The following is a 15,700-nucleotide window of genomic DNA, read 5'->3' as shown; positions in this document are numbered from 1 at the left end:
TGATCCGGTACGCGTACCAGCCAGGTCGCGGCCCGGGGACGTCCCAGCCCGCACGGGCCCGCCGTTTCCGAGGCTGGGGGGCGCCGGACTCGGCGGTGGGAACCGGAGGAGGGCCATTGGCGTGGGGGTCGGTGGTCGACCCGGGCGTCAGGAAGCGGTGCAGGTTGTCGCCACCGTGCCCCGTGCGCCTGCCGTCGATGCCGCTGTCGGGATGCCAGTCCGGGTCCAGGTTGGGCGAGCTCACGGCAACCCGCCGAAGTCGACCTGGCGGACGGTCAGCCCGCGAGGCCCAACCGCAAGCTGGACGCGTACCGGGACGAGGTAGCTGGCACGGCCGACCGGCGGGCGGGCGCGGACCGGCACCAGCGCCGTGGGCGCTTCCGGCGGGCCCGTTACCTCGGCGCTGCCGACCCCGGTCACGCGCCATCCAGAAGGGAGCGGGTGGGCGGACGGTGGCCGGCCGCCTCCAAGGCGGGTGAGGGTCGTCCTGTCCCGGGCGACGGCCGCGGCCACGGCCTGCCTGGCCATCCGCCCGGCCACTGGCGCCAGCTCCGGCGGCACCGTCGGTAGGTGGGGAAGCGCCAGCCCGGACGCGACCGGCAGGGAGGCGGGCCGCGGCCCACCGGTGACGGCGATGCCTTCCCTCCGGGTCGTCAGCGGGACGACGAACGCCAGCGTCCCTCCGTCGCGGTAGGCGCCCGACCGGAGCTGCAGGACATGGGCGAGCACGGTGACCTCGATCCCGTTGGCGACCGGTCTGCTGCCGGCCGGCACCACGAGGTCGGCGTACTGGGCCTCCCCATCTGGAACCGAGACCGACCGGCTCAGGTCGGCCCCGGCCACGGTCAGGCGGCCGAGCCGCTCGGCCCGCGCCGTCCGGTCGTCACCGACGGTCAGGTACTCGCGCAGGAAGGCGGTCGCCACCGCCGCGGCCCGGCGATCGTCCGGAGGCCCGGCCGCCGCCTCCGGCGGCGAGCTCTGTGGAGCCGGCAGGAGCCCCCGGAGCGCGCCGACCACGATGAGGGACCACAGGATGACCCGGGCCAAGGTCCTGAGCAGCCGCGATCCGCGCGGGCGGGCCGGCGGGGCGGGCTCGGCGGTCCCGAGCAGCTCCGGTAGGGCGGCGCTGGTGGGCGGCGATGCGCCAGCCGACCTCCTCATGGCCGATCACGCCGAAACGGGGGCACGTCCAGGCGCGTCCCCGGATGGATCAGGTCGGGATCGGCGCCGATCACTCGACGGTTGGCCCGGTACACCTGCCGCCAGTAGCGATGCACGTTCAGCACCGTGCCCTCGCCGGGTCCGAGGTGGGCGGCCGCGATATCCCACAACGTGTCACCCACCGCGACGGTGTGGCCGGCTGCCGCCCCATCGCCCGACCCAGGCTCGAGCTCGTCGCTCGACGTACGTCCTGCCTCGCCAGCGGACCCACGCGAGGCCTCGCCGGTCGGTCCAGTCCCCACGTCGCCGGTCGATTCAGGCTCCGTGTCGCCGATGGACCCCGGGGCCGGGTTGGACGGCCCGCCCCCCAGCCAGGGCGGCAGTGGCGCCGATGACCGGCGGGGGGCGGGCCGCGTCCCGGCCGGGTCCATCACCGCCTGGCGAGGTCGAGCCGACCCGGTGGCGGACGGACCCAGGTGGTGTCCGGTGACCGGAGCGGCATGGCCGCCGGGGATCGAGGAGGTGGCCATCGCCACAGCCGGAACGGCCGCTCGGTGGCCGGGAGCCATGCCGATGCCGGAGCTCGCCGCCAGCGTCGCCTGGGCGAGCAGGGTGCCGCCGACCAGAAGATCGAGCACACGTCTCACGGCGACCGGGGTGACCAGGAGCGTGACCTGTCCGGCGGCCCGCCCGACCGACCCGGGCAGCTGGCAGAGCGACCGGAGTGCCAGCACGACCAGGAGGTAGGCGACCAACGTCTCCGCCAGCAGCGCCAGCAGCGAGATCATCGGCGCCACCGGGTCGGCCCATGGGTCGCCAAGGTCGTCCAGCGCCCTCAGCAGCCGCATCGGCGATCCCACCTCGCCAACGAGGGTGCGCCCGACCAGGGCCGGCCCGGCCACCATCGCCAGCAGCCAGGCCCTTCGCCGCCAGCCCGGCCGCCGGGCCACCGCTCCGAACTTCTGCCTCACGTCAACGTCCTCGAGTTGCCTTCAATCCAGGTTACTTGCGCTCGTTTCCTACCATCGGCCTAAGGTACCGACAAGGACGACGAGCGAAGTTGTGGAGAACCCGGGCACGCAACTAGGCTGCCGCGCATGCACGAACCGGAGGAACCAGACGAGTCAACCCCGCCGACGATGCGGCGGGTGTTCGACGAACTTGAGGCGGAGTTCGACGCCGGCCTGCGCCGTGAGGCCGAGCAGGAGGCCGTGGCCGCGGTCCGCGCCGAGCTGGGCTCCACCGTGCTCTGGGAACAGCTCGCCCGCCGCATCGGCAGCGACGCGGTGGTGCTCGCCGGCGCCCGCACCTTCCGTGGCGCCACCGTCGCCAGCTACCCGGAGTTCCTCGTCCTGCGGGCCGACGACGGGGCCGAGCACCTGATCCGCTACGGTCCCGCGGTGTCGGTCGCCCTGCCCGCCGAACCACCCACACTCCGGCCCACACCCAACCCGGCCGCACGCCGCCACCAGTTCGCCCTCGCCCTCCGCGAGCTGGCCCGGCGCCGGGAGCCGGTCAGGGTCGAGCTGGCCGACGGGAGCAGCTGCGACGGCACCATCGAAGCGGTCGGCAGCGACTACCTGGAGGTCGCCGAGCACGACCTCGGCGAGGCGCGACGCCGCCTGGCGGTCCGGGCCCGCCGGTTCGTGGGATTCGCCGCGGTGGCCGCCGTCACCCTTCCTCCGGCGCGCCGATGAGCGGGTGCTTGCGCGCCCAGTCGGCCGTCTGCTCGTGCATGCGCTCGATGTAGGCCTCGAGCTGCAGACGGTCCACCCGCCAGACGCCACGCCCACCGAGCTTGACCGCCGGGAGCTCACCACTGCGCACGAGCGCATAGACCTGGGCGACCCGGACGTTGAGGATCGTCGCCACATCCTCCAGCGTGTAGAACCTGGGCTCGACGCCGGGCGTGGGCATGAGGTCCCTCCTGGTCGCGGAATCTGCGGTCGCGCCGGCTCGGGCCGCCCGCGACCGCTCGTCGCAGCGTTGTCCACAATATCAGAACTCCTGTTTGCCTCCTACTGCCTCCGGCTTCATCGTGATGATCCGGTTACCGGATCCAGCAGGGAGGCTAACGTGTCACTAATCACACCCTTGATCGGATACGCCCGGATCAGGCATCTTCTGCCGACGCTGCTCCATCCCCCACGGAGCGTCGACCCTGTCCAGCCTGAACCCGCAGCCGCCCCCGGCGGCCCCAGCCCACCGCCTGCGCGCGGCCACCTGGATGAACGGCCGCACCGCGCTCGGCGCCTGTCTCGTCGTGCTCGCCATTCTGGCCGGGGCGCTCTTCCTGGACCGGTCCCAGCGGCTGGTTCCGGTGTACGCCGCCGCCCATGACCTCCCCGCCGGGACGCCGCTGAAGCCAGGCGACCTCATGGTCATCCGGGTGCGGCTGCCGGAGGTGGCGCTCCGCCACTACCTCCAGCCGAGCCCCGACCGGCAGGTCGCCGGCCGGGTCCTGATCGCACCCGTCCGGCGGGAGACGCTGGTCCCAGCCGGCCTCGTCCTCGCCTCCAGCCGCGACGCCGACCTGGTCGAGCTGCCGGTCCAGGTGGACCCTGGAGACATGGCCCGCGGTCTGCGGCCCGGCGACGGCGTGCAGGTGCTGGCCGCCTACACCGACGGCGCCCGCCGGGGCCGGGCCGTCGTCCTGCTGCCAAGAGCCGAGGTCGTCCAGGTCCTCCAGGACCCGACCGGTTTCGCCGGCGGCGGACAGGAGCGCGGGGTCCAGCTCCGCATGCCGAGCGACCGCGCCCCGCTCGTGGCCGCGGCCATCGCCACCGCCCGCATCTTCGTCGTCAAGGCCCCGGGTCCGGCCGCCATCGGGCCGCCACCCTCGTACGGACCCCCGCCACCTCCGCCCGACACCTCGGGTCCGTACGAGCCCACCCCCGAGGACGGCCAACCGGTGCCGACGACACCGCCCGCGCCGACCAGCACCCAGTTCGAGGGTGCAGCCGGGTCCGAGGGTGCTGCCCGGGCCGGGACCACCGCCGGCCGAGTCGGCAGCAGGAACGAGAACCAGGCCCCTGGCCCGACCTCGGCACCGGTCCCGACCCCGACCCCGGCCGGCCCGGGTCGAATCGAGGTGCCGGCATGACGCTGCGCATGGTGACCGCGGGGGTGGGGGCGGCCTGGGAGGCTGCCCTGGTGCAGGCCTGCCAGGCGGGGCAGGTCGCCGCGCAGGTGCTGCACCGCTGCTACGACCTGGGTGACCTGCTGGCGGTGGCCGCCGCCGGCCAGGCCGAGGTGGCCCTGGTCGCCGCCGGGACCCGCTGGCTGGACCGCGACGCCCTGGCCCGGCTGGCCGGGGCCGGCCTGGCCGTGGTCGGGGTGGCCCCGGCCGCCGACGAGGACAGCGAGCGCCGGCTCCGCCAGCTGGGGCTGCTGCAGGTCGCCTCGGACGCGGACCCGCCGGAGGCACTGGTGGAACGGGCCCGGGCCGCCCTGGCCAGCGAGCCCGACCCCGAACCGGATCTCGCCGGCGACCCCCCGCCGGCCGAGGTGGCCCCGGCCCCTGCGGACGGTGGAGCGCGGCGGATCCTGGCCGCGGTGTGGGGACCGAAGGGCGGGCCGGGACGGACCACCGTGGCCGTCAATCTGGCGTTCGAGGCGGCCGCCAGCGGCGACGAGGTCCTGCTCGTCGACGCCGACACCTACGGCGGCGCGATCGCGCAGACGCTCGGGTTCCTCGACGAGGCGCCCGGCCTGGCCTGGGCGGCTCGGACGGCCGGACGCGGCGAGCTGGACGCTCCCCGGCTCTGGCGCTCGGTCCGGCGGGCCGCTCCCAGTGGCCCTCGGGTGCTGCTCGGGCTGCCACGGGCCGAGCTCTGGACCGAGATCCGCCCCGGCACCTGGGAGGCGCTGCTGGAGCTGTTCCGGGTGGCCTTCCCGGTCACCGTCGTCGACGCCGGGTTCTGCCTCGAGGAGGACGAGGAGCGGCTCTCCGACCAGGTCCGCCTCCGCAGGAACGCCGTCACCCGGCTGGCCGTGCAGGCAGCCGACCTGGTGGTGGCCGTGGCCAGGGCCGACCCGGTCGGCCTGCACGCCTTCATCCGCGGCTACCAGGAGCTGCGCGACCTCGGCATCCCGGCGAGCAGGGTCCGGGTGGTGGTCAACCAGCTGCGACCGGGCATGTTCGGCGGTGACCGCCCGGCCGAGCAGGTGCGGGCCGCCCTCAGCCGCTACGTCGGCATCGACCCGGCCGCCGTCATCCCCTACGACCGCCCGGGCGTCGACGCCGCCCTCCTCGCCGGGCAGGCGCTCCGCGAGGCACGTCCCGGCAGCCCGGCCCAGATCGCCCTGGCCAGGCTGGCCGCGTTCCTGTTCCCCGCCCAGACCGTCCAGTCCCGCCGCCGCCGGGGTCGCGCAGGCGCCTCCGTCACCGCGGCCACCGGAGCCGGACCATGACGGCGGGGCAGCAGACCGCCGACCAGATCGTGGAGGACGAGGTCCGCGAGCTGGTCCGGCGGCGCGGGCTCGACCCGGGCAGCGGCGACGCCGTCGCCGTGCGCCAGCTCATCGACGAGGTGGTCACCGACTACGCCGAGCGGCGGCTGGTGGCGGCCATGCCGCCGCTCACCGACGCCGGGCAGGTCGCCAAGGCGGTCGCCGACCGGGTGATCGGCATGGGGCCGCTGCAGCCTTACTTCGACGACCCGGACGTCGAGGAGATCTGGATCAACGAACCCGGCAAGGTGTTCGTGGCCAAGGCCGGGCGGCCCCAGCTGACCACCACCGTGCTCAGCGAGGAGCACGTCCACGATCTGGTCGAGCTCATGCTCCGGGCCAGCGGGCGCCGGGTCGACCTGTCCAGCCCGTTCGTCGACGCGACCCTTGGCGACGGCTCCCGGCTCCATGTGGTCATCCCCGACATCACCCAGCGCCACTGGGCGGTCAACATCCGGCGGTTCGTGCTCCGCGCCCACTCGCTCACCGAGCTGGTCCGTCTCGGCACGATGAGCGGCCAGTGCGCCCGGTTCCTCGAGGCGGCGGTGGTCAGCGGGCTCAACATCGTCGTCGCCGGGGCCACCCAGTCCGGGAAGACGACCACCCTCAACTGCCTGGCTGCGGCCATCCCGCCCCGCGAACGGGTGATCACCTGCGAGGAGGTGTTCGAGCTCCAGGTGGGCCTGCCGGACACCGTGGCCATGCAGACCAGGCAGCCCAACCTGGAGGGCGAGGGCGAGATCCGCCAGCGCCGCCTCATCAAGGAGGCGCTGCGGATGCGGCCCGACCGGCTGCTCGTCGGCGAGGTGCGCCAGGAGGAGTGCCTCGACCTCCTGATCGCCTTCAACTCCGGGATCCCGGGCATGACCTCCGTGCACGCCAACTCGGCCCGCGAGGCGCTGGTCAAGCTGACCACCCTGCCCCTGCTGGCCGGCGAGAACGTGTCCCACCGCTTCATCCTGCCCACCGTCGCGGCCACCATCGACCTGATCGTGTTCCTGCGGGGCGACGGCTGGGGCCGGCGGCGGGTCGAGGAGGTCCTGGCCGTCTCCGGCCGGGTCGAGGAGGACCAGGTCGAGGCCGGTCTGGTGTTCCGCCGGGCCGGTGAGCGCCTGCTCTGGACCGGGGAGTTCCCGCCCCACGCCGAGCGCTTCCGCGACCACGGGTTCGAGCTCGTCGAGGTCCTGGCGACATGAGCGGCCCGAGGGTACGGCCCGGGAAGGTGGCGGTGTGGCGTGGATGAGCTGGCCGTGCTGGCCATCCCGGCGGTGCTGGTGGCCGGGCTGGTCCTGCTGGGCCTGGGGCTCGACGACCGGGCGCGGGGCGGTCGGGTGCAGGACGGGCGGGTGGGGGACGGGCAGGCGACGGACGTCCGGGAACGGCGGTGGGTCGGGCGGTTCGCCGACTGGACGACCCAGGCCGGGGTTCGCGGGGTCCGGCCGTGGCATGTGGCGGCGGTGTGCGGCGGGTCGGGGCTGGCCGCCGGGCTGGTGGTGCTGACGGTGACCCGTTCGCCCTGGCTCGGTCTGGCCTTCGCCGGGCTGGCCGGGTGGCTGCCGCTGGGGGCGTTGCGGGCCCGGCGGCGGCGACGGCTCCGCGAGCTGCGCGAGGTCTGGCCGGACGCCATCGACAACCTGGCCTCCGGCGTCCGGGCCGGCCTGTCCCTCCCCGAGGCGGTGGCCGGCCTGGCCGAGCGGGGACCGGAGACGCTGCGACCATCGTTCGCCAGGTTCGCCGACGACTACCACGCCACCGGTCGCTTCGGCAGCGCCCTGGACCGTCTCAAGGAGGAGCTGGCCGACCCGACCGCCGACCGGGTCATCGAGGCGCTGCGGCTGGCCCGGGAGGTGGGCGGGAGCGAGCTGGGCCGCATGCTGCGCACCCTCTCGGGCTTCCTCCGGGACGAGCAGCGCGTACGCAGGGAGCTGGAGGCGCGCCAGACCTGGGTGGTGGTCGCGGCCCGCATGGCCTTCGCGACCCCGTGGGTGGTCCTCCTGCTGCTCGCGACCAAGCCCGAGGCGGTCGCCGCCTACCGCGGCACCGGCGGCGCCGTGGTCCTGGCGGTCGGGGCGGCCGTGGCCGTCGCCGGCTACCGCCTGATGCTGGCCATCGGCCGCCTCCCGACCGAGGAACGGGTCCTGCGATGAGCCCTGCGGCGGTGGCGGTGAGCGTCGGGCTGGTGGCCGGTGTGGTGCTGGCCGTGCTGGGGGCGCCGCGGATGCGGCGGCCTCGGCTTGCCGCGCGGCTCGATCCGTACCTGCGAGGGCTGGAGCCGGCGACGACCCGGCTGCTCCAGGGCGCCGAGACGCCGCTGACACCGCTTCCCGCCCTGGAACGGCTGCTCGGGCCGTTGCTCCGGGACGGTGCCCGCCTGGTCGAGCGGTGGCTCGGCGGGTCCGCGGCCGTCGCCCGCCGGCTGCGCGAGGCCGGGGTCGCCACCGACGTGACCCGGTTCCGGGCCGAGCAGGTGCTGTGGGGGCTGGCCGGGTTCGCCGCCGGCGTGCTGGTGACACTCGGCCTTCCCGCCGTGGCCGGGCGGCCGGTCTCGGCCATGGCGGTGGTCGGCGGGGCGGTGGTCGGCGTGCTCGGCGGGATCCTGGGCCGCGACGGGTGGCTCGGTCGGCAGGTCGCCCGGCGGCAGGCCCAGATCCTCCGCGAGCTGCCCACCCTGACCGACCTGCTGTGCCTGGCGGTGACCGCCGGGGAGGGCCCGAGGGCCGCGCTGGACCGGACCGTGGCCCGCTCCCACGGCGAGCTGAGCCGGGAGCTGGCCATGGTGCTGGCCGACGTGCGGGCGGGCGAGCCGTTCACCACCGCCATGGAGCGGCTGGCCGTCCGGGTGCCGATCCCCGCGGTCGTCCGGTTCGTCGACGGCCTGGTCGTGGCCACCGAGCGCGGCACACCGCTCGGCGACGTGCTCCGGGCGCAGGCCGCCGACGTCCGTGAGCAGCACAAGCGCGACCTGATCGAGGCCGGTGGACGCCGCGAGGTGCTGATGCTCGTGCCGGTCGTGTTCCTCGAGCTGCCGGTCGTGATCCTGTTCGCCCTCTACCCGGGCCTCGTCTCGCTGTCCCAGATCGCCCGCTGACGAAGGGAGCACCCGCCATGCCGCCGCCCGACCCGCCGATCGCGCGGAGGTTCGCCCGCCTCGGGGAGCAGCGGGGGGACGTCCCCGGCTGGGTGCTCATCACCGCCATGACGGTCGCGCTGGTGATGCTCGTCTGGGGGGTCGCCAGCGAGGCCCTCCGGGAGATCATCACCGGCTTCCTCGATGAGGTCCGCTTTGAGTGAGCGACCGAAGGGCGGCCGGGCCCCGGAGGGCGGGTCGGCGGTGGTGGAGTTCGTCCTGGTGTCGGTGGTGGCGTTGGTGCTGGCCATGTCGGTCGCCCAGCTCGGGTTGTTCCTGTGGGAACGGAACGCGCTGATGGGGTCGCTGTCGGAGGGGGCGCGGGTGGCGGCGACCGAGGGCCGGTCGGTGGCGGACGGAGCCCGGGTGGCGTCCGAGCTGCTGCGGCGGGCGGCCGGTGAGCGGGTCGCGGGCGCGGTGCCGATCGAGGGCTCCGAGGCCGGCGGGGTGGTGGTGCTGCGGGCCGAGGGGACGTTGCCGTCGTTCGTTCCCGGGGTGCCGGGGCTGCCGGTCCGGATGACGGCGCGGATGCATGAGGAGGAGTCGCTGTGACCGGTGCCCGATGTGCTCAGCGGCGACAACGAGATCCGCCACGCGGTCGACTGCCCCGGGCCCGTCGGGGACCCGAGGGCCGGGCGGCGGCCGAGCCGGCGACGGTGGGTGCGGTTCGCGGCCCGCCGTTCGGGTCCGGCCTGGGTCCGGCGGGAGCGGACGCGGCGGGGGCGGGTACGGCGAAAGCGGAGCGGGGGGCGGCGGTGGTGGAGCTGCTGGTGGTGTTCCTGACCCTGCTGGTGCCGCTGGTGTACGTGATGGTGGTGATGGCCGACGTCCAGCGGGCGTTGCTGGCCACCTCCAGCGCGGCGCGGGAGGCCGGTCGGGTGTACGCGACCGGGTCGGACCGGCTGGACGCGGAGCGGCGGGCGGGGCTGGCGTACCGGGAGGTGCTGGCCACCTACGGGATGCGCCCCGGGGACCCCGGCGCCGGGATGCGACTGCGGGCTGCCTGCCCGGCCGGGGATGGATCCGGGCCTGGGGTGGGGTCGGGGTGTGCAGGTGGGTTCGGGCCCGGGGCGGAGGTGGAGGTGGTGGTGACCTATCGGGTGCCGGTGGCTCGGGTGCCGTTCCTTGGTGCTGTTGCCGGGCCGGGGGTGACGGTCGGGGCCACGCACCACACCCGGGTCGACCGGTACCGGGGGCTGGGCGGATGAGCCGGCGGGCGGGGGAGAGCGGGCAGGCGCTGGTGCTGCTGGTCGGGTTGGTGGTGCTGGTGCTGATGGTGCTGGCGTTGGGATGGGACACGTCGAACTGGTTCCTGGGGCATCGGGCGTTGGGGAACCTGGCGGACGGGGCGGCGGTGGCGGCCGCGAACGATGTCGACACCAGGACCTGGTACCTGAGTGGGGGGCGGAGCGTCCGGGTCGCGCAGGAGCGGGCGCGGGCGACGGCGACGGCCTATCTGGCGGAGTCGGTGGGGGACTCCGGGATCACCGGGGTGCGGTTGCGCTCGGTGAAGGTGGTTCCGGGAGAGGGCGGGCCGGAGGTGACGGTTCGGCTCGCGGCGCCGGCGCGGGTGGGGTTGCTCCGGCTGCTGCGGCTGGTCCCTCCGGAGATGGAGGGTGGCGCGGCGGCCACGGCGCGTCTGGTTCCTCCTTGAGCGAAGGGCCCGGAGTTCCGGCGGGGAGCGGGGCTCGACCCGGGCTGGGCATGAATCGAGCGGCCGGGCGGGGGAGGGTCCTCCGCCCGGCCGCTCGTTCGCTACGCGCTGACGCCTCGGTCAAGGGACCGGGCGTCTCCCATGGCAGGTGCCAGGGATCACCTCCTTCCCGGGTCCGCGGTCGGGCCGGCTCGCCTGGATGGTGGAGCCGGCGGAGAACGGTTGCAGGCTGTAGTTTGTGTGGGAACTCTCCGGATGTCCGGCGGATTCCCACGATCTCCAGGCGGACATCTACGTAGATCACAGGATGATCTCGACGTGTATACGATTTGACTCCAACAGGGTGGTGCCGTACAGTCCGACGCGCTACCCCCATGGCACTGCACCAAAGAGCCTCCCCCCCGGCTCAGCGACATCAAGAAGCACCGCTCTGATTTCGCCGTTCGCGGATCGGTCCGAGCTTCCCCTTTCCTGTCGCCCCCACGACAGGGACTGCTCGAGGCGCTCCCCCCAGCGCTCACCGCGGGCTTGTGAAATTACGAGTCGCAAGACTGACGCACGGCTCGCCAGGAATGGCTAGGAATTTCCCGGCTGGTTCGTGATCCCCCCGTCGGCCGCGTGGCCGGTTGGCCGCGCTATGAAACAAATGAGGTGGCTGCAATGGCGGCCTGGTTCTCCCTGTGCCTTCCCGAAGGCTTCCGCGCTGCTTGCGTGCCCGTGACCACTGCTATGGAGGGGGGGCCCTCGTGACGCAGCTCCACGACGACGTCAACGGCCTGGGCGACGACTGGCGCCCTGGACGGGACCCGGCGCCACCGGCGGAGGGCCACGGCCGGCCGCGGCTGGTGATCGCCGGCGGGCGGGACGTCGCCGACCGGAACGCTCCCGGCCAGTCGGGTGACTCCCACCAGTCGGGTGACTCCCAGTGGAACTCCGACCAGTGGGACCCCGGCGACCCTTGGGACAGCGGTCAGTGGGACGCCAGCCAGCTGGATTCCAGTGGCCAGTGGGACGCCCGCGACCCCTGGGACCGTGACGGCCTGGACGCCACCCAGGCGTCGCCGGCCGGCCGGGAGCCGCTGTTCGAGCAGCTCCGCAGCGCCTACATGCACCGCGACGACACCAACGACTGGGCGCGCGACACCGACACCGGCGGCTGGGCCGCCGACGACTCCGGCCGCTGGGAGGCCGGGGTCGCGACCGACCTCGACGACGACCGCTTCCGCTGGGTGGACTCGCCGGCGGCGTGGGAGTCGGGCTCCGAGGCCGACTGGGACGACGACGCCGACGAGTTCGACGAGATGGACGAGGAAGAGGAGTTCGACCCGGAGCCGCGGGCCCGCGGGTCGCGGCGGTCGCGCTCCTCGGCGGGCCGGGCGGGGCTGCGGCGCACGAGCACGCTGCTGAACGCCACCACCGTCACGCTGTTCGTGGTCGGGGCCATCGCCGCGGCCGGGCTCACGTTCTGGATCCTCTCGGCGCGGCTGCTGACCACCCGCCAGCTGTTCTTCCTCACCCACTCGACCTTCGGGATCATCATCGTCCACGCCTTCGGTGGCGGGCTGGGGACGCTGCTGACCAGCGGGGACTCGCGGATGAAGGACCGGATCCGCAAGCTCTCGACGGCCTCGCTGGCGGTGGTGGCCTGGCTGGCCTCGGCCATCGGGACCTGGTTCGGGTACGCCGGCTACCGGGCCAAGGTGCCCCCGGGCGGCGACATCACCATGTACCCGCGCGAGTACCTGCTGAACAGTCCGCAGCTCGCGTTCTGGGAGACCTTCGCCATGGAGTGGAAGGTCCACATCGGCTGGACCACGCCCTTCCTGGCGACGGCGGTGGCCTTCACGGCGCTGCGCTACCGGCGCCGGCTGGTCGCCGACCGGCTGGTCCGCAAGGTCATGACGATCATGCTGCTGCTCGCCTTCGCCGGAGCGCTGGTCGCAGCCGGCCTGGGGGCGGTGGTCAACGTGACCGCTCCCAACGACTTCATGCACCGGGGCTGGAGTCCCTGACGGCCGCGATGAGAGACGGTGATGCGCTGATGCGCGATCGAGCAGGCCGCGCTGCCGTGGCGGCACATCAAGGACAGACGGTCGGCCGGCACGAGCGGCGCCCCCACCTGGTCGAGGTGAGCGGAGGTCAGGCCACCCCGGCCCGCCGGGCGACCCGGGCTGGGCGGACCGAGAGCATCCGGGCGACCCGGGGGTCGCGGCATGCGGCACCCGCCGGGTGGGCGATTTGGGTCGAGCGGGCCGGCCGGTTCGCCGCGCGGGCCCGTACGTGGTGGGCCGAGGGCACCGACCGGGCCGCCGCCCGGGCCGCCTCCGGCGCCGGCGGCAGTGCCGCGACCCGGGCCGCGGCCGCTGCCCAGCGAACCCGCTCGGCCGGGCCGGCTCCGCGGCATCTGGCGGAGGCGCAGGCGGGGCGGCGGGTGGCCTTGCATGAGGACCTGGTGACCGGGTGGTGCTCGTTGCTGCTGGTGCTGGGGCTGTACCTGGAGGGGTGGGGCCGCGGCAACACGGTGGGCGACGGGTCCGGGACGGTCCTGACGCCCTGGTTCGGGGTGCTGGCCGTGGGGCTCGTGGGCACGGCGTGCTGGATCCTGACCCGGGGCCAGCGGCGTGGAGCCTGGTCGCTGCGGGCGGTGCCGGCCGGGTACCGGGTGGCGCTGGCCACGCTGGCGCTGGCCCTGGTGGCGACGACCGGGGACGTCGTGTGGCACGGCCTGTTCGGGCCCGGGCTTGGGCTGGCCCGGCTGGTCGCGCCGATCCACCTGGTGCTGTTCGCCGGGGCGTGCCTGCTGCTGACCTCGACGCTGCGGGCGGCGTGGTCGGGCCCGTCGCCGGCGCGGGTGCCGGGGCTGCGGGGCTTCTGGCCGGTGGTCCTGCCGGCCACGCTGCTGGTGGCCACGACCGCCTGGTTCTTCCAGGGCGTGGCGCCGGTGGCGGCCGGGCTCCCGGGCTCCGGTGCGGCCCAGGTCGCCGGGGCGGCCCAGGTCGCCGGGACGACCCCGATGGACGGGCTGCTCGGGCTGCTGGCGTACAACCTGCTGTTCGTGGCCCCGGTGCTGCTGCTCCTGCTGCGCTGGCAGACACCGCTGGGGACCTTCACGGTGATGGCCGGGTCGGTGGCCCTGCTGCTGGCCACCCAGACCGGGCTCGGGCTGGTCGGGTTGGCCGGGGCGGCGGTGCTGGGCGGGGCGGCGGCGGATGTGGCCGTGCACCTGCTGCGGCCCTCGCCCCAGCGGCGGTGGGCGGCCAGGGCGGTGGCCGTGATCGCCCCGGCCGTCTACTGGACCTGGCATTTCGCCCTCCTCCGGGTGGGCTACGGGGCCGGCCCGGAGCTGGAGCTGTGGCTCGGGTCGGTGGTCTGGGCGTGCCTGTCCGGGCTCGCCCTGGCCGTGGCGATGTGGCCGCCGGCGGTGCCATTGACCGCCTGGAACCGGGGCCGGTCGGCGGCACCCAGGCCGGCGGCCCGACCGGCGCCAATGCCGACGTCAATGCCCGCGCGAATGGTCGGGAGGTGACCTCGATGCCAACCACGACTGAGACCGCCGCCTCGATCCACGAGCGGTTCGAGGCCACGGCGCTGCCCCTGCACGACTCGATCTACCGGGCGAATCTCCGCATGACGGGCGACCCGGTGATGGCCCAGGATCTCACCCAGGAAACGTATCTCAGAGCGTTCCGCGCATTCGACTCCTTCCAGGCCGGCACCAACTGCCGGGCCTGGATGCTGCAGATCTCCCACAACCTGTTCTGCCGCGACTACCGGGGGCGCAAGCGCATCACCTACCGGACCGCGGCCGACGACGACGTCGACGTGCTCGCCCAGTTCCGGGCGGACGTGCCCAACCCGGAGGAGGAGGCGCTGCGCCAGCTCGACCGGGAGGCGATGCGGCGGGCAATTTCCAAGCTGCCCGAGCCCTACCGGGTGGCGGTGACGCTGGTCGAGCTTCAGGGCCTCTCCTGTGAGGAGGCGGCGGCGGTCATGGGCACGCCAAAAGGCACCGTGCTTTCGCGGCTGTTCCGCGCCCGGGAGCGGCTGCGCCGGCTGCTGCTGTCGGAGTTCGGCCGGGCGCGCACCGTCGTCCCACTGTCCGCCCAGAATTCTTGAGAGATATCGGGAATCCGATGACACAACCAAGAGTTCCCAGTTGGCCAGGGAAATTCTCGGACCAGGGAAGGATCGCGATGCCGCGACGCCGTCTGCTCCTGACCGTCTCGACCGTGGTCGCGGTGGCGCTGACCGTTGCCGGCTGCACCATCCCGACCACCAAGGACGGCGGAGGATACGGTCCCTCCAACCAGACCGCCCGGAAGGCCGCCCAGCCGCCCCCGGTCGAGCTGCGCAGCGGAGCCAAGCAGCAGCTGAAGAGCGCCAACGCCGCCTGGACGCCGGCCCTCTACACGACGGCGACCGGGGCCAAGATCGTGCTGAACGTCTCCAACACCGACCCCACCCAGCACAACTTCACCCTCGGTGACCTGGAGATCTCCAAGAACATCCCCCCCGACACGAGCGCCCTGATCCGCTTCACGGCACCCCAACCGGGTCGCTACCGGTTCTACTGCAAATACCACCAGCAGGAGATGCAGGGCTGGCTGACGGTCAAGTAGCCGTCCGCCGGCAACCCCCCCGGCATCCCCGCACCCTCGACGACTCCTGACAAGGAGGGAGCCATCGTGTCCAAGTTCCGTCCCCCACGCCGTTCCGGCTGGCGGGCTCCGTGGGTCTCCGCCGTGCTCGCGGTGCTGGTCGCCGCGGCCCTGGCCGGCGCCGGCGCCGCCGCCGGCGCGCAGGAGGCAGACCCCAACGCCGACCAGTCCGCCGTCGCCGACCAGGGCGCGAACCAGGACTCGGGCGCCGCCGCGGGCGACGACACGACCACGACCACGGCCGCCGGCGACGACGACGGGTCCGGGTCCGGTGGCGACGCGGCCGACGACACCACCACCACGGAAGCCGGCGACGGGTCCGGGTCCGGTGGCGACGTGTTCGACGACACCACCACCACGGGCGCCGAGGACGACGGCGCCGAGGAGCCGGCCGCCGACCCCAACGGCAACATCAACAACCTGCCCCTCAACAGCGGCGTCCAGACCGGCACGGTGTTCAACCCCACCCCGTACGGCGAGGTCCCCGGCAACACGCCCCAGGTGTTGGTCCTGCGCCCGGGCAGCGGCCGCATCATCCCGATCAACCGGGAGATCAACGTCCGGGTGCGGTTCGCCAACTTCGAGCCGGGCTTCTTCTCCGACCCGAAGGCCGAGTACGGGGTCGGGACGCAGCGGCTCAACGGGCAG

19 protein-coding genes are annotated in these 15,700 nt (G+C 74.2%); 15 read left to right on the top strand and 4 right to left on the bottom strand.

What is annotated here, in order from left to right:
- The 3 genes from VF468_03230 to VF468_03220 form a co-directional block, all read right to left on the bottom strand.
- On the bottom strand, positions 1-244 hold a 244-nt coding region (locus tag VF468_03230), incomplete at its 3' end, for a hypothetical protein (protein HEX5877326.1).
- The gene (locus VF468_03225) at positions 241-1,161 is read right to left on the bottom strand and encodes a hypothetical protein (protein ID HEX5877325.1); all 921 of its coding nucleotides are present in this window, start codon (positions 1,159-1,161) and stop codon (positions 241-243) included. The genes VF468_03230 and VF468_03225, both read right to left, overlap by 4 nt.
- The gene (locus VF468_03220) at positions 1,158-2,132 is read right to left on the bottom strand and encodes a LysM peptidoglycan-binding domain-containing protein (GenBank protein HEX5877324.1); all 975 of its coding nucleotides are present in this window, start codon (positions 2,130-2,132) and stop codon (positions 1,158-1,160) included. The genes VF468_03225 and VF468_03220 overlap by 4 nt, the downstream gene beginning before the upstream one ends.
- 126 nt (positions 2,133-2,258) lie before the next feature.
- Between VF468_03220 and VF468_03215 the strand changes: the two genes are divergently transcribed.
- A complete protein-coding gene (locus VF468_03215; GenBank protein ID HEX5877323.1) occupies positions 2,259-2,858 on the top strand; it encodes a hypothetical protein in 600 nt (199 codons plus the stop codon).
- Here VF468_03215 and VF468_03210 read toward each other — a convergent pair.
- Positions 2,833-3,078 carry a helix-turn-helix domain-containing protein gene (locus VF468_03210; protein HEX5877322.1) on the bottom strand — a complete coding sequence of 82 codons (246 nt, stop codon included), beginning with the start codon at positions 3,076-3,078 and terminating at the stop codon, positions 2,833-2,835. The genes VF468_03215 and VF468_03210 overlap by 26 nt on opposite strands.
- A gap of 310 nt (positions 3,079-3,388) precedes the next feature.
- Here VF468_03210 and VF468_03205 point away from each other — a divergent pair, with 310 nt between their 5' ends.
- From VF468_03205 to VF468_03140, 14 genes are all read left to right on the top strand, one after another.
- A complete protein-coding gene (locus VF468_03205; protein HEX5877321.1) occupies positions 3,389-4,264 on the top strand; it encodes a hypothetical protein in 876 nt (291 codons plus the stop codon).
- Positions 4,261-5,574 (top strand): P-loop NTPase, encoded by a 1,314-nt coding sequence (locus tag VF468_03200; GenBank protein HEX5877320.1) that lies wholly within the window; start codon positions 4,261-4,263, stop codon positions 5,572-5,574. The genes VF468_03205 and VF468_03200 overlap by 4 nt, the downstream gene beginning before the upstream one ends.
- On the top strand, positions 5,571-6,809 hold the full coding sequence (locus VF468_03195; protein HEX5877319.1) for an ATPase, T2SS/T4P/T4SS family: 1,239 nt from the start codon (positions 5,571-5,573) through the stop codon (positions 6,807-6,809). Before VF468_03200 ends, VF468_03195 begins: the two co-directional genes overlap by 4 nt.
- 39 nt (positions 6,810-6,848) lie before the next feature.
- A complete protein-coding gene (locus VF468_03190; GenBank protein ID HEX5877318.1) occupies positions 6,849-7,760 on the top strand; it encodes a type II secretion system F family protein in 912 nt (303 codons plus the stop codon).
- Positions 7,757-8,701 carry a type II secretion system F family protein gene (locus VF468_03185; protein ID HEX5877317.1) on the top strand — a complete coding sequence of 315 codons (945 nt, stop codon included), beginning with the start codon at positions 7,757-7,759 and terminating at the stop codon, positions 8,699-8,701. The genes VF468_03190 and VF468_03185 overlap by 4 nt, the downstream gene beginning before the upstream one ends.
- A gap of 17 nt (positions 8,702-8,718) precedes the next feature.
- Positions 8,719-8,904, top strand: coding sequence for a hypothetical protein (locus tag VF468_03180; GenBank protein ID HEX5877316.1), 186 nt, complete (start codon positions 8,719-8,721; stop codon positions 8,902-8,904).
- Entirely contained in the window at positions 8,897-9,292 is a 396-nt protein-coding gene (locus VF468_03175) for a TadE/TadG family type IV pilus assembly protein (protein HEX5877315.1), read from the top strand. Before VF468_03180 ends, VF468_03175 begins: the two co-directional genes overlap by 8 nt.
- A gap of 203 nt (positions 9,293-9,495) precedes the next feature.
- Positions 9,496-9,948, top strand: coding sequence for a hypothetical protein (locus VF468_03170; GenBank protein HEX5877314.1), 453 nt, complete (start codon positions 9,496-9,498; stop codon positions 9,946-9,948).
- A 32-nt stretch (positions 9,949-9,980) separates the two neighbouring features.
- A complete protein-coding gene (locus VF468_03165; GenBank protein ID HEX5877313.1) occupies positions 9,981-10,394 on the top strand; it encodes a pilus assembly protein TadG-related protein in 414 nt (137 codons plus the stop codon).
- A 746-nt stretch (positions 10,395-11,140) separates the two neighbouring features.
- Complete coding sequence (locus VF468_03160; GenBank protein HEX5877312.1) at positions 11,141-12,406, top strand: hypothetical protein; 1,266 nt, start codon at positions 11,141-11,143, stop codon at positions 12,404-12,406.
- Positions 12,407-12,435: 29 nt separating this feature from the next.
- On the top strand, positions 12,436-13,920 hold the full coding sequence (locus VF468_03155; protein ID HEX5877311.1) for a hypothetical protein: 1,485 nt from the start codon (positions 12,436-12,438) through the stop codon (positions 13,918-13,920).
- Positions 13,921-13,925: 5 nt separating this feature from the next.
- The gene (locus tag VF468_03150) at positions 13,926-14,510 is read left to right on the top strand and encodes a sigma-70 family RNA polymerase sigma factor (GenBank protein ID HEX5877310.1); all 585 of its coding nucleotides are present in this window, start codon (positions 13,926-13,928) and stop codon (positions 14,508-14,510) included.
- A gap of 77 nt (positions 14,511-14,587) precedes the next feature.
- Positions 14,588-15,013, top strand: coding sequence for a cupredoxin domain-containing protein (locus tag VF468_03145; protein HEX5877309.1), 426 nt, complete (start codon positions 14,588-14,590; stop codon positions 15,011-15,013).
- A gap of 66 nt (positions 15,014-15,079) precedes the next feature.
- Positions 15,080-15,700: hypothetical protein (locus VF468_03140; protein HEX5877308.1), on the top strand; the 621-nt coding region annotated here is incomplete at its 3' end.

This window comes from Actinomycetota bacterium, assembly GCA_036280995.1.
Classification (GTDB): Bacteria; Actinomycetota; CALGFH01; order CALGFH01; family CALGFH01; genus CALGFH01.
Note: the sequence above shows the minus strand (reverse complement) of the source record. Positions and strands in the feature narration are given on the sequence as shown.

What these genes read in the sequence shown, in the direction of transcription:
- VF468_03200 (HEX5877320.1), top strand. Translation starts at nt 4,261, where the DNA reads ATGACGCTGCGCATGGTGACCGCGGGGGTGGGGGCGGCCTGGGAGGCT.
- VF468_03180 (HEX5877316.1), top strand. Translation starts at nt 8,719, where the DNA reads ATGCCGCCGCCCGACCCGCCGATCGCGCGGAGGTTCGCCCGCCTCGGG.
- VF468_03195 (HEX5877319.1), top strand. Translation starts at nt 5,571, where the DNA reads ATGACGGCGGGGCAGCAGACCGCCGACCAGATCGTGGAGGACGAGGTC.
- VF468_03225 (HEX5877325.1), bottom strand. Translation starts at nt 1,161, where the DNA reads ATGAGGAGGTCGGCTGGCGCATCGCCGCCCACCAGCGCCGCCCTACCG.
- VF468_03215 (HEX5877323.1), top strand. Translation starts at nt 2,259, where the DNA reads ATGCACGAACCGGAGGAACCAGACGAGTCAACCCCGCCGACGATGCGG.
- VF468_03145 (HEX5877309.1), top strand. Translation starts at nt 14,588, where the DNA reads ATGCCGCGACGCCGTCTGCTCCTGACCGTCTCGACCGTGGTCGCGGTG.
- VF468_03150 (HEX5877310.1), top strand. Translation starts at nt 13,926, where the DNA reads ATGCCAACCACGACTGAGACCGCCGCCTCGATCCACGAGCGGTTCGAG.
- VF468_03185 (HEX5877317.1), top strand. Translation starts at nt 7,757, where the DNA reads ATGAGCCCTGCGGCGGTGGCGGTGAGCGTCGGGCTGGTGGCCGGTGTG.
- VF468_03155 (HEX5877311.1), top strand. Translation starts at nt 12,436, where the DNA reads ATGCGCGATCGAGCAGGCCGCGCTGCCGTGGCGGCACATCAAGGACAG.
- VF468_03210 (HEX5877322.1), bottom strand. Translation starts at nt 3,078, where the DNA reads ATGCCCACGCCCGGCGTCGAGCCCAGGTTCTACACGCTGGAGGATGTG.
- VF468_03205 (HEX5877321.1), top strand. Translation starts at nt 3,389, where the DNA reads ATGAACGGCCGCACCGCGCTCGGCGCCTGTCTCGTCGTGCTCGCCATT.